The 12,333-nt window shown below is 66.4% G+C and carries 11 protein-coding genes; 3 read left to right on the plus strand and 8 right to left on the minus strand.

The genetic code is table 11. The features are described 5' to 3' along the window. Nucleotides 1–83: 83 nt before the first annotated feature. A complete protein-coding gene (locus tag AC1DWT_RS45110) occupies nucleotides 84–431 on the minus strand; it encodes a Clp protease N-terminal domain-containing protein (RefSeq protein WP_095864354.1) in 348 nt (115 codons plus the stop codon). Between the two features lie 597 nt (nucleotides 432–1,028). Between AC1DWT_RS45110 and AC1DWT_RS45115 the strand changes: the two genes are divergently transcribed. Further along, entirely contained in the window at nucleotides 1,029–1,514 is a 486-nt protein-coding gene (locus AC1DWT_RS45115; RefSeq protein ID WP_095864234.1) for a hypothetical protein, read from the plus strand. 132 nt (nucleotides 1,515–1,646) lie between these two features. Here AC1DWT_RS45115 and AC1DWT_RS45120 read toward each other — a convergent pair whose 3' ends face one another. The 7 genes from AC1DWT_RS45120 to AC1DWT_RS45150 all read right to left on the minus strand — a co-directional run bounded on the left by AC1DWT_RS45120 (nucleotide 1,647) and on the right by AC1DWT_RS45150 (nucleotide 10,456). Further along, complete coding sequence (locus tag AC1DWT_RS45120) at nucleotides 1,647–2,318, minus strand: PAS and ANTAR domain-containing protein (RefSeq protein WP_095864235.1); 672 nt, start codon at nucleotides 2,316–2,318, stop codon at nucleotides 1,647–1,649. Between the two features lie 781 nt (nucleotides 2,319–3,099). Further along, entirely contained in the window at nucleotides 3,100–4,335 is a 1,236-nt protein-coding gene (locus AC1DWT_RS45125; RefSeq protein WP_206012253.1) for a fatty acid desaturase family protein, read from the minus strand. Nucleotides 4,336–4,544: 209 nt separating this feature from the next. Further along, complete coding sequence (mhpA, locus tag AC1DWT_RS45130; RefSeq protein WP_206012252.1) at nucleotides 4,545–6,152, minus strand: bifunctional 3-(3-hydroxy-phenyl)propionate/3-hydroxycinnamic acid hydroxylase MhpA; 1,608 nt, start codon at nucleotides 6,150–6,152, stop codon at nucleotides 4,545–4,547. Next, nucleotides 6,149–6,505: a DoxX family protein gene (locus AC1DWT_RS45135; protein ID WP_477925758.1), complete on the minus strand. Its 357-nt coding sequence runs from the start codon at nucleotides 6,503–6,505 to the stop codon at nucleotides 6,149–6,151. The genes mhpA and AC1DWT_RS45135 overlap by 4 nt, the downstream gene beginning before the upstream one ends. Beyond that, entirely contained in the window at nucleotides 6,502–8,391 is a 1,890-nt protein-coding gene (locus tag AC1DWT_RS45140; protein WP_477925759.1) for an acyl-CoA synthetase, read from the minus strand. Before AC1DWT_RS45140 ends, AC1DWT_RS45135 begins: the two co-directional genes overlap by 4 nt. Further along, a complete protein-coding gene (locus tag AC1DWT_RS45145) occupies nucleotides 8,388–9,326 on the minus strand; it encodes a fumarylacetoacetate hydrolase family protein (RefSeq protein WP_206012249.1) in 939 nt (312 codons plus the stop codon). The genes AC1DWT_RS45140 and AC1DWT_RS45145 overlap by 4 nt, the downstream gene beginning before the upstream one ends. Further along, complete coding sequence (locus tag AC1DWT_RS45150; protein WP_477925760.1) at nucleotides 9,323–10,456, minus strand: VOC family protein; 1,134 nt, start codon at nucleotides 10,454–10,456, stop codon at nucleotides 9,323–9,325. The genes AC1DWT_RS45145 and AC1DWT_RS45150 overlap by 4 nt, the downstream gene beginning before the upstream one ends. Before the next feature lie 396 nt (nucleotides 10,457–10,852). Here AC1DWT_RS45150 and AC1DWT_RS45155 point away from each other — a divergent pair, with 396 nt between their 5' ends. Further along, the gene (locus AC1DWT_RS45155) at nucleotides 10,853–11,440 is read left to right on the plus strand and encodes a hypothetical protein (protein ID WP_206015884.1); all 588 of its coding nucleotides are present in this window, start codon (nucleotides 10,853–10,855) and stop codon (nucleotides 11,438–11,440) included. 124 nt (nucleotides 11,441–11,564) lie between these two features. Continuing rightward, nucleotides 11,565–12,227, plus strand: a complete 663-nt coding sequence (locus AC1DWT_RS45160; RefSeq protein ID WP_095864240.1) for a TetR/AcrR family transcriptional regulator — start codon at nucleotides 11,565–11,567, stop codon at nucleotides 12,225–12,227. The last annotated feature ends 106 nt before the right edge of the window (nucleotides 12,228–12,333 follow it).

Consider the following 12,333-nt stretch of genomic DNA (forward strand, 5'->3'; position numbering starts at 1 on the left):
GTCCTCAAGTGGGCAGCCAAACGCGCACACCATCAACACCATCCACAACCCACCCAGCCGCCGAAATGCACCATCCTTGTTCACTAACTGAACGGTATTGGGGCTAGCAGGAGGTGTTCGGTGTCGATGTGGTCGTGGCCGAGCAGGGAGGTTTCGCGCAGGCTCTGTTCGAGTACCTTCTCGGCGCGCGGGGTGAACGGGATGTGCCCAGGCCGGTGCGGCTGGTGGTGGCCCATGTCGGGTAGCCGGTTGCCGATAACGTCGGCAGAGATGCCGATCGATTCCAGTGTTTTCGCTGCGACCCCGTCACCTTCGGTGATCAGGCCGATCAGGATGTGCTCGGTCCCGACATGGTCGCAGTTGCGGGTCTGGGCTTCGTCGGTGGCCAGGATGAGGACGCGGCGTGCAGGGTCGGTGAATTTTTCGAACATCGCTGCTCCCATCGGGTTGGCCGCCGCGCACTGTTCTCATTGCGATCGTCGAGGTGCCTGATCTTTGGCTGCACCGAGATCCTCTGCGGCCACAGTCGTCATGCGGGTTCATTCAACGTCAACCAACCCAACCCTGGTATAACCCCGCGCCGAACCGGACTGTTTCGTGGCCAGCACGTCGAATATGGGTTGGCCAGGGGCAGAGGGATCCGCAGACCCAGAACGTGCGGCCCATCTGACGCCCGCGCATCGGGGCAAGATTCGCGTCGTTTTCCTGTGGTTGGCGCGCGGGGAGACATGCAGTGGTGGAGCGGTGACGTCTGGCGGCTTGAGGTGCGAGGGCAGCCGATCGAGGGCGACGCCGCGCACGGCCGCTGCGCCTACCGTGGGACGTGGCGGCAAGACCCTGGTCGGGGTCGACCATGCGGTGCCGCGGGCGGCTCATTCGCTGAGCCCCGATCGGCTCCCCTCAGGTAGCGGGTCCAAAAGGTGGTGATGCTGTCGAATGACGCCTGCGGAAGTTCGGCCGGGTAGGTGTCGGCCCGCGAGCGCCAATTGGGCAGTGTCGTGGTGCCCAGGGTCGGGCACTCCCCGAGTATGGGATCAAACGCAGGCCGCCCACCAGCTCGCCGGCCGCAGCTCTCGGGCCGGCTGGTGCAACTGGCCGGTGACCGTGACGCCGCCCGGTTCTCGTGCGAGGTATCCCGGGTGTGCGCCGCGCACCCCACCGACGGCCGGTCGGAATACGGCGAGGTGCTCGCGTGGGTGGTCGATGCGATCGTCGACGTGATCATCGCGCGCCTAGGCCCGGCGGGTCGGGGCGAGAGATTCATTCTCGATCTCCGTTTCATCGATGGGGGATACGCCGATGTCGACGACTTGCCGGAATCGGGGCGTTGGGTCCTGCGGACGGTGTCGGCTCTACTCGGCGGGGATCTCGCGAACGAGGTGCGGTCGCTCACCGCCGCCGAGCAGCAATTCGACATCACCATGCGGGCGGAGACTCTGGCCGACGCCCTCATCTGGCTCGACTTTCTTCTCGATGTCGATCTTCCCGACCCACCCGACGTCATCACCACATAGACCGACGTCATCACCCCGCATAGCGAGATATGCCGGGTCGGGGAGGCGGGTTCCGACGCCGGAGTTCCCGGCTGCGGGTGATCTCGCCCCGGGCTGCGAGGGCTGAGTTCTCCGCGGGTGGGACCGCCAATTTTAGTCCTGCGCCTCCGGCCGTGTGTCGGGGTGCTCGTGGGCGGTGAGGAGTAGGTGGTCGAACCGGGCGCGAGACGACGCGGGCAGTGCCGTCTCGGCGGTGAGGACGTCGACGAAGCGTTGGGCGAGGACGCGGAGTTTGGTGTTGGTCTGCTGTGAGCGCCAGGTGAGGATGCCGAAGGCCCGTTCGGAGGTGATGCCGTAGACGAGCATGAGCGCACCCTTCGCCTGCTCGATCACCGCCCGCGACTGTTCGAGTTCGGCGACGGCCTCGGTGAGCGCCGCGTTGAATTCGCGAGGGTCGGTCTCCAACGTTTCGGTGACGTCGATGTAGTACCCGGACGTCCCGATCACGTTGTCATTCTCGTCGAGCATCCGATCGCCGACCACGATGACGTGGTGGATGCGGCGGTCGGTGTCGATGATGCGATGCTTGCTGCTGAACGGCGCACCGGCATGGATCATCTTGTCGAAGAGTGCAGCGACCTGAGCTTGGTCGTCTGGATGCTTGTGCGAGAGCAGGAGTTCGGTGGTGGGGGTGATCTCGCCCGGTTGGTAGCCGTGCATCCGGGCAACGGGATCCGACCATTCCCAGCGCTGGCCGTCGAGGTAGAACCGGAAACTTCCGCCCTGTGGGGGTGCAGTCGAGCCGAGGAGCTCATCACTGTCCACAGCTCCACCTGCCGCCCTTGCGGCTCACCCACCTCGCCTCGGACACCACTGCCACAGTATGCCGAGCACCCACACCGGAGTGGGCAGAAATTGTCCACACCGCTGTATCCGACGATGTCGTTATGCCGGAAGGGCAGGTTTCTGCGGTGCCGGGCGGGCCGGGCGGAGGGGACCGCGCCCGCGCGGATCGTAGGGCCCGGCTCGGACACGAGTTCGTCGACGCCGACCCCGGATGAGCGGGGGCGACGGCATGCACCCCCACCTTCGTAGTCGGCCTCCCCGGTCTTATCGAAGGATAAGATCACACCAGCCCGGGTGTGGTGGACGGCCGCCGACACCGGTGCCCCGCTCCCGGGCCTCGCGATCTGCTGTCACCGCTCACGACAGACGTGGTGAGTGACGCACGAAAACACGCCGCAACCCCCCAGCTGCTGATTGCGGCCGGTTCGACCAGCAGGGCGACGAAGTCTCGGGTGCTACGACTCCTGGCTATCTCGCTGGGCGATCTGCTCGCGGGGAACCTTTCGGAGGCGCAACCACAAGCCGAACCGCCTGGTGTCAGGTCGGGTGGTCGTTGGTGGGCGGAGTCCATTGACGCGTATTGACGAGGGGAACCGCGCCCGTCTCCCTCAGTCGGGGCTGGTAGCCAGTGAATCTGGGCGACGGCATCGGACCATTCTCACCGCTGCCCATCCCGGAAGGAGCGGAACTGTTCGGCTGATCGACAGCTCCGTGACGATTAACCGAGCGTTGTCCGCAGCATCCCCGGAATAGTTGTTGGTCAGCGCATTCCGAGGAGTCGGCGGACGGGTCCGCGTGTGCGTGTTGTCTTGATCGTCGTGGCCAGGCCGATGCGGCGGCCGGTGAGTGGGTCGGTGGCGGGGGGACCGCCGAACCCGGCTTCGGAGGCGGTTTCGGGTGCGGCGTCGCGGGTGTCGGTGAGGTACTTGTCGGGGAGTGAGAGTTTCGCGATGGTGCGCCATGATTTCCAGTACTGCACTGCGAGTGGGCCGGTCGTGTACGGCAGGTCGTACTTGTCGCACAGCTGCTTCACGCGGACCGAGATCTCGTGGTAGCGGTTGGACGGCAGGTCCGGGAAGAGATGGTGCTCGATCTGATAGCTCAGGTTGCCGGTCATGAAGTCCATGACGGGGCCGCCCGAGATGTTCGCGGAGCCGAGCATCTGCCGCAGGTACCACTGGGGGTGCGTCTCGTTGTCGACGTCGGTCTTGGTGAATTTCTCGGCGCCGTCGGGGAAGTGGCCGCAGAAGATCACGGCGTTGGTCCACAGGTTGCGGACGAGGTTGGCGGTCGCGTTCGCCTTGGTGGTGGACTTCCATGCCGTGCCGGTCAGTGCCGGGTACACGACATAGTCCTTGAGGGTCTGCCTGCCGAGTTTGGCGAGCACTTCCTTGCCGCGCTTCTTGGTGAGGTCGCGGTCGTCCCGGCCGCGGGTCACTTTGCCCAGCTCGAGCAATTGGATGGCGAGGCCGTATTGGAACAGCGCCGCGAGGATCGCGTTGTAGGCGAGGTTGCCGAGGTAGAACGGCTTCCAGCGCTGGTCCCGGGTGACGCGGAGCAGGCCGAATCCTACGTCGTCGTCCATGCCGAGGACGTTGGTGTATTTGTGGTGCGCGTAGTTGTGGGTGATCTTCCAGTGTGCCGACGGATCGGCGTTGTCCCATTCCCAGTTCACGGAGTGCACTTCGGGGTCGTTCATCCAGTCCCACTGCCCGTGCATGACGTTGTGCCCGAGCTCCATGTTCTCGATGATCTTCGATAACGAGAGCATCCCGGTGCCCAGTGCCCACAGCGTGCGCGTGCGGGAGCCGAAGAGCACCGCGCGGCCGCCGAGTTCCAGGCCGCGTTGCAGCCGGATGGTGTTGCGGAGGTACCGGGCGTCGCGTGCACCGCGGGATTTCTCGATGTCTCGGCGGATCGCATCCAGGTCGCGGCCGATGGCCTCGACGTCGGCGTCCGTCAGGTGCGCGTATTCCTTGATGTCCGATATCGCCATGAACCTACGGTACCGTAAGTTACGGTCTCCTAGGTTACGGGTGAGTATTTTATGGTGCGAATCACTTCGCCTGGTGCGCAGTGATTTTCGATCTCGATGTGCACTGGCCGAACCAGGAACCGCGTTCCCCGGGCCCGCGGCGACGTGAACAGCCGCCCGCACGATCCTGCAGGACATTGCGGACGCCGCGGGCCCGGTCGGAATGCGGGTCACGCGTCGGGCCGGTACCTCACAGCGTCGGCATGCGTGCGCAGTGGCGGCTTCGTCAGGGGTGGGTCACTGGGTGAGGACGTCGGCACGGGGTCGGGGTGGAAGCGGGGGAGGGCGGCGGCGAGGGCGGACAGGTCGTTGCCGGTGCTGAGGACGGTGCCGTCGGGTCGGATGATGGCGGCGCGGGCGCGGGCGCGGCGTAGCCAGTTGTGCAGATCGGTGCCGGGTCGAGCCAGCAGGACTGTGCCACCGCGTTGTTCGATGTCGGTGCGTTGTGTCGTGGTCGGGGGGAGGGAGGTGACTACCGCGAACCGGCCGGCGACGACCTCGGCGAATCGGCGGCCCTGGTCGAGGTCTGGATTCGGGATCAGGCGGCCCGCTCGGCTTCGGCGTAGTCGTGGTCGTTCTATCAGAGTGGAGCGGTGCAGGGCCGGGGTTTCGCCGTCCATGATCGTGTCGCCGAGGCCCGGGATGCGGTGCAGCAGTGGTAGGACGATGCGGCGGATGAGGTTGCCGAGTTCGCCGCCTTCGGTCATGGCCATTCCGACGAGCTTGGCGCGCCGGATCAGTGCGAGGGCGTGGGGTTTGCGTTCGATCTCGTAGGTGTCGAGTGCGCGTTCGGGCAGATCTCCGGTGAGGACGCCGGCAAGTTTCCAGGCGAGGTTCATCGCGTCGCGGATCCCTGCGCCCATACCCTGTCCGATGAACGGCGGCGTGAGATGGGCGGCGTCGCCGAGTAGGAACACCCGGCGGTCGCGCCATCGGTCCGCGATGTGGGCTTTGAAGGTGTACTCGGCCACGCGGACCAGTGTCAGGTCGTCGAGGGGGGTGTTCCGTGTCCATGGTGAGAGGAGAGGATGCAGACGAGCCATGTCGCGATAGTCCTCGGCGCTCTCGCCGGGTTCGAGCCGGAACTCCCAGCGGTAGCGGGTGTGTCCGATCCGCATGTATGTTGCCGCGCGTACCGGGTCACACACCTGGTGGGCGCCCTCCCACGCGCCGAGGTCCGCGGTTGTCGCGACGTCGACGACCAGCCAGCGTTGGTCGAACTTCAGGTCCCTCATCGTTGCCTGAATCTGGTTTCTGACCAGGCTGTTGGCGCCGTCGCAGCCGAGGACGTATCCGGCCTGCACCGATTCCTGCACACCGGTGCTTCGGTCGGTGAAGTCGACACGAACGCTGCCGGCCTGGTCGTCGGCCAGCCCGGTGACCTCGACGTTGCCGCGGAGAGAGGCCTTCGGGTGCCGTGTCAGGTTGGCGCGCAGGATCTCCTCGAACTGCGGCTGGTCGAACATGTTGGCCTCGGGGTAGCCGTGGACGCCGGGACCGGGGTTTCGGTGGAACTCGGTGAGAACGCGCATGTTCCGGTCGACAAGCCGCAACCCGAGGCACGGCCGGGAGATCGCCGCGAACTCCTCGGCGATCCCGAGGTGCGCCACGATCCGGTGGATCTCACCGTCGAGGTGGACCGCCCGCGGCTGCGCATAGACGCCCTCCCAGCGCTCGAGTAGCAGGCACTCGACACCGTACCGGGCCAGCAGTGTGGCGGCGGTCAGTCCGGTGGGTCCGGCACCGACGATGACGACCGGGACGATTCGTTCGCTCATCGGATCGATCCGAGCAGGACGACGAGGTAGGCCACGATCGCTGCGCCGACGACGATGGCGGGTGCCATCTCCCGCAGTCCGTCACCGTTGCGTACGTGTGTGACGACGGCACCGACCATCAGGAGTAGCAGCCCGATGCCGGCGGAGGCGCCGAGTGCCGSCACAACTCCGCCGATCAGGAGACCGACGGCACCGGCGACCTCGAGAGCGCCGATGCCCCGATACGTGCTGACGGGCATACCGACGTGGGCTGCTCGTTCCCGCATCGGGGAGGTTGCCGCTATTTTGCCGGCGCCGAGCAGGAGGTAGAACACTGCCAGGCAGAGTGCCAGAACTAGTGATGCGGTGGTCATGTGCGCACCGTGACCTTCCAATTGATCGCGTATCGGTTCAGGATCGCCTTGACCGTCGGTTCGCCGGCAGGTCCGTCGATCTCGACGGTGGCGAGGATCGAACCGTCCTCGACGGACGCCTGGATGCTGTCGATGCCTGCGACGGTGGCGAGGGCGTGCTCGAGCTCGGCCCGTGTCGCGTCGGCGCGCAGTGCGAGTTTGTAGAGCTTGCCTACCGCCGTGACCGGCAGCGCCGGGAGGATGGTGACCGCCTTGGGTGCGGCGGCCCGTTCGGGGACGCGCTCGCCCGCCCAGGCTTGCAGTTCGTGTGCGGTGATGTCGGCGTCGGCGGCAACGGTGACGTAGGCAACGGGTACTTCGCCGGCGTGGGCATCGGGGCGTCCCACCGCGCTGACCGCGGTGACCTGCGGATGGTCAAGGAGGACGTCTTCGATGACCGCCGGATCGATGTTGTGCCCGCCCCGGATGATGACGTCCTTCGCGCGTCCGACCAGGTGGATGAAACCGTCGCTGTCGATGCGCGCCAGGTCGCCGGTGTCGAGCCAACCGTCGACCAGTTTGCCCATACCGTTGAGAACGGGTCCGTGTTCGTCGTGGCCGGAAACATAACCGGCGAACACGGTCGGACCGCTGATCGCCAGCACTCCGGTCGCTCCGGTGGGCAGGTCGTCCCAGGTGCCGTCTTTGCGGACGCGTATCACCTTGACCTGCTGATAGGGCATCCGTACCCCGACCGAGCCAGGTCGTGGTGCGTCGGGAAAGCTGCGTGCACTCGCGCAGGTTGCCTCCGTCAGTCCGTAGCCTTCGAGCAGGGGCACACTCGTGTGGTCCTGAAACGTCGTGGCGACCGCGGTCGGCAGAGGCGACGCTCCCACCATGGCGAAGCGCAGACCACTGATGTCGGCGTCGACCGGGCGCTGCGCGAGGGCCGCGTAGACGGTGGRCACCGCGCTCATCGACGCGATGCGGTAGTGCTCGACGATCTTCCAGAATTCGTTGAACAGCATCGGGTCGCGATAGCCGAGCGGGCCGGCCCACACCACACCCTGGCCCTTGAACAGCGGCGCCAGCAGCGTGACCATCAAGGCATTGACATGGAACAGCGGCAGGGCAGCGAAGACGAMGGCGTCCGAGTCCCACGACGAGTTCGCGGCCAGCATCCAGGCATCGGCGACCTCGTTGTCGTGGGTGTGGGCGGCCAGCTTCGGAACACCGGTGGTACCACCGGTGTGAAACAGTGCGGCCACGTCGAACCCACAGGGGGGATCACCGACGAAGTCGGAGGAATCGATATCGGCCGACAGCGCACTGAGATAGCCGATCCGCACTCCGTCGACCTCGGGCAGGTCCGCAGGCGCGCCGGCGGCTCCGGTGGGCCGCACGGCCAACACGGCATCCACCGTCCCGCTCACGGCAATCTGGTGCGCGGCCTCCCATGTCTGCGGCGCAAGTTCCGGTCCGGCCGCGACGAGTACCCGGGCACCTGAGCGGCGCAGCAATTCACCGATGTGCTGCGGCGACTGCGCGGCGTTGATGGGTGCAGCGATGCCGGCGAGTTGTGCGGCGAGAGTGGCGGGGATCAACTCGGCGCAGTTGGGCGCCATCACGGCGACCGCGTCGTGGCGTCGCACGCCCAGACGATGGAGCAGGTTCGCGTATCGATGAACATCGTCGCGTAGTTCGGAGAAGGTGCGCTGCACCGGCTCCCGCCACCGTGCACCGTCCGGTAGGACGGTGAGCGCGAGCCGATCTGGCCACATCCGGGCCGCGCGGGTGAGCAACGCGTAGGTGGACTCGGGAAGCCCCCGATCGCGCAGCGGCACGGCCTCGATCGTGGTCAGATCCGTGGGCGTCGCGTAACGCGGCCACAGGAGGTCGGTGGTCATCGCGCGTACCTCACCACCGTGCGTTGGCGCCCCAAGTCGATGGTCCCGTCGTCGGTGGCGACGGTGGCTTCGATGAGGTCGCCGTCCTGCAGGTAGTTCGGATTCTTGGCCTGGCCCGCGAAGAAGAGCTTCCATTTGACTGCGGGCGGCAGCAGGGAGGAGAGGGTTGCGATCGGCTTCGGTGGGGCGCTCAGTGCCGTCCCGACCGGTGTTCCGGTCAGCAGCAAGTCCCCGGCGTCGAGGCGTTGAAACCGGGTCAGCGCCTGCAGAGTCTCGGTCGGCTGGTAGATCATGTCGGCAACGGTCATGTTCTGGCGCGGCTCACCGTTGACCCAGAGCCGCAGGCGCAGGTCGGTGAACCGCTTCAGCTCGTCGCCGTCGAGCAGTACGAGGGCGGGGCCGACCGGGGTGAACGTCGGATATGACTTGGCTTCGTAGAACTGCGTTTTCGGAAGCTGGATGTCGCGCGCGGAGATGTCGTTGGTGACGACCAGGCCGGCCACGTGATCGGCGAGAGTGTCTGCGGTGATCTCGGTCCCGACCGGGATGTCGCGGGCGAGGACGAGCCCGATCTCCACCTCGTAGTCCAGTAGCCGGACATGGGCAGGACGGATCACGTCGTCGGTGGGGCCGCTGATCGATCCGGATGCCTTGCGGAAGAAGGTCAACGGAGTGGTGTCGGGGTTCATCCCGGCGTCCTTGACGTGCGAGGCGAAGTTCGTCATCTGTGCGACCACCCGGCACGGGGCGGTGACCGGGGAGAGCAACCGGAGGGTCGCGACGGGCACGGCGCCCTTGCTGGACGCCGCTGCCTCGACGGCCGGTCGGTCGGTCAGCAGTTGGGCGGTGGTGGTGGCCGCGGTGTCTACCCGTGCGGCGCCGGTGGGTGTGTCGACCCACCAGGCGTCGGCGGTGCGGAGGACGGAAATGGTCATGAGCTGGCAACTTTCAGAAGGCCGCGGAGGCGGTGGAGGTCGAATTCGTTGTCGGCGCGCAGCGCGTGGACAATGGCGCGCAGTTCCTGGAGTGATTCCCGGCCGGGATTCACTCCGAGGAAGTCTTTGGTGGCGGGCGGCCCCCACTGGGACAGTCCGGACGCGGTCATCGGTGCCCAGCCCGCCTCGAGGGTGTCGTCGAAGAGATCGCCGTCCGTGAAGTGCTCGACCATGAATCCGTCGGGGTCGCGCCAGTAGTCGAAGATCTGGCTGCCCTGGATGTGTCGGCCGATGCCCCAGGACCGGCGGTAGCCCCGGTCGAGCAGGTATTCGCCTCCCGCGGCGAGGCCGTCGAGGTCGGCGACCTGATACGCCGAATGCACATAGCGGTTGGCCGGGCCGAGAACCATCGCGAGGGTGTGATGGTCGGTGGGCGTGGCGCCGCGGTCGCAGCGGATGAAGCTCATGATCGGACCCCCGGCCCGTTGCCCCGGGTAGTAGAGGAAGTCGCTGACGATCAGTCCGAGGTGCTCGAGGTACCAGTTGAGCGTTTCGAGGTACGTCGTCGTCTGGAGCACGACGTGCCCGAGTCGTTGCACGGTGGCCGGCGCGCGGGGCGGGCGCTGAGGGGCGTTCACCCGCCCGCCGTCGTGTCCGAAATTCAGGGGGAGCGGGGCCTGGTCGGACAACGCCGGCAACTCGAACGTGTCGGACACGACCCGCACTCCCAGAGCGCTGGGATCGGTGAGATCGACCGTGATCCCGCCCAGACTCTCGGGAAGGGGCACGACCGCACCCCCGACCGCGTCCGCCAGTCGCAGCACGTCGGTCGCGTCGGCCGCCCGGAAGGCGGGACCGACGAACCGCGACCGTGGACTTCGGCGGATGAGCACGCAGGGCGATCCGGGGTCCGTCCCGCGCAACTGCAGTTCGTGTGCGGTGCGAAGGGCCGTCGCAAAACCGAAGGCATGGGCGAACGCCTCCGCCCGATCGAGGTTGGGCTTTTCGAACTCCAGCCATGYGAGGTCATGGACCTTGATGATCGGCTCGGCGGCCCGCCCGCGGTGTTCGCCCGCCAGTGCGCCCTGCTGACTGTGCAGACCGGCATGCGGGTCGTGGTGGGCAGTCATTGACCACTCCCTTCAGATTATGAGGATATCGTCACTCACGCGGATATCGTCAGTCAAGAGATTTTGAGGAATTCGTCAATATTGATGACACGCGGTAGGGTGGGGCCAGCTCGGGCGGAGTAGGAGATGGGCACGCAGGCATGGCCGAGCGGATCACCGATGCACGAACCGCCTGGACCGGCGTAAGGCGCGTCCCCACGCCGCACTTGTATGCGCACTGTCGGTTACACCGTTCACGTCGACGCCGACTACTTCGACGACGCCAGGAGAATGGTGGACCGCATCCGAGTGGCGGACCGAGCGTGGCCCGCAGCCGCAGCCGCAGCCGCAGCCGCGCTCACCGCACGCCGGACCGTCAGGGGCGGGCGCGTTGTCGACGGGATACTAATGGCTGGAATGGGATTGGTGCAGCGGTTGCTCGGACAAGGCAGATTCGAACCGATTCGCGTGGTGACCGAAGTGACTGGCGCGGCCGGCGAGACGAATCGGGAAGAGATTCCCGTAGGGCAGGTTGTCGCGCTCCTGCGGGAGCGTGTGTACGGCGCGATGACGTGTTTGGCGACGCTCGCCGTCCTCGTCCCCTATACGGCTCCCGAGACGAGCCCCTGGGCTCGGGTCCTCGATGTCGCGGTGGCCACCGGCGGGCTCTGGGTAGCGAGCCTGCTGGCCGACTGGGTAGCACATCTCGGCGCGTTCCACAGTGCTCCGCGCGGACGGGCGGCGCTGCGGATGCTGCAGGCCTCCGGCCAGATTGTGGAGACCGCGGTCTTGCCCCTGCTGGTATTGGTCGCAGCCGCCGTCGGACTACTGAGCACATCCACAGCGATGTGGATCGCGATGTGGATCCTCGTTGTCGAACTCGGCGTCATTGCTCTGCTTGCCGTGCGAATGGCCCACTTACGGTGGTGGCAACAGCTGTTCACCATCACGGGTTTGGTCGGTGTGGGCGTACTTGTGGTCGGCATCAAGATCCTCGCCCATTAGGTCAGGCCGTGTGGCTGCTGCTTGCCGACTGGAGCAGCTGCCAAGTGTGAGGAATTCGTCAATATTGATGACACGCGGGTAGGGTAGGGCGAGGTCAGACGGATCAGGAGAAGGGCACCCAGGCATGACCGAGCAGATCACCGATGCACCGAACCGTCTGGAACGGCGCAAGGCGCGCACCCGCGCCGCACTCGTACGCGCAGCCCAGTCCTTCATGGCGGCGGGGAAACTGACCGCCCCGATTCTCGAGATCACCCAGGCCGCTGATGTCGGAATGGGGTCGTTCTACAACCACTTTCAGACGAAGGAGGAGCTCTTCCACGCCGCCGTGGAGGAGGCCCTCGACCGCCACGGCGCGATACTCGACGAACTGACCGCCGATCTGGACGACCCTGCCCAGGTCTTTGCGCAGAGCTTCCGACTGACCGGACGCCTGCATCGCCGAAATCCCGAACTGAGCAAAGTTCTGCTCCGCGACGGGCCGAGTCTGGTCAGCTCGGACAAAGGCCTGGCGCCGAGAGCTCGCCGCGACATCGAGGCCGCTGCCCGTGCGGGCCGGTTCAGCGTGCGCGACCCCGAACTGGCCCTGACAATCACGGCGGGGGCCGCACTGTGCCTCGGGCAACTGCTGCACGACCACCCCGAACGTGACGACGCGGAGGACACCGACCAAGTCACCGAGGACCTGTTGCGGATGTTCGGCCTCCCGGCCGACGAAGCCCACGAAATCTGCCGACGCCCCTTACCCGACGCCGACGATCAACCCCACGGCGCAACCGCCACATAGCGTGTCCGGATGTGGCACAGGTTTCGCCGAGGATCGGGCTCCATGAACCGACGGTGCCGGCGTGGTGGCGCGACGGTATGCGCATGATTGGGCGCTCTTCGTCGAC

The organism is Rhodococcus sp. P4_B6 (assembly GCF_056402215.1).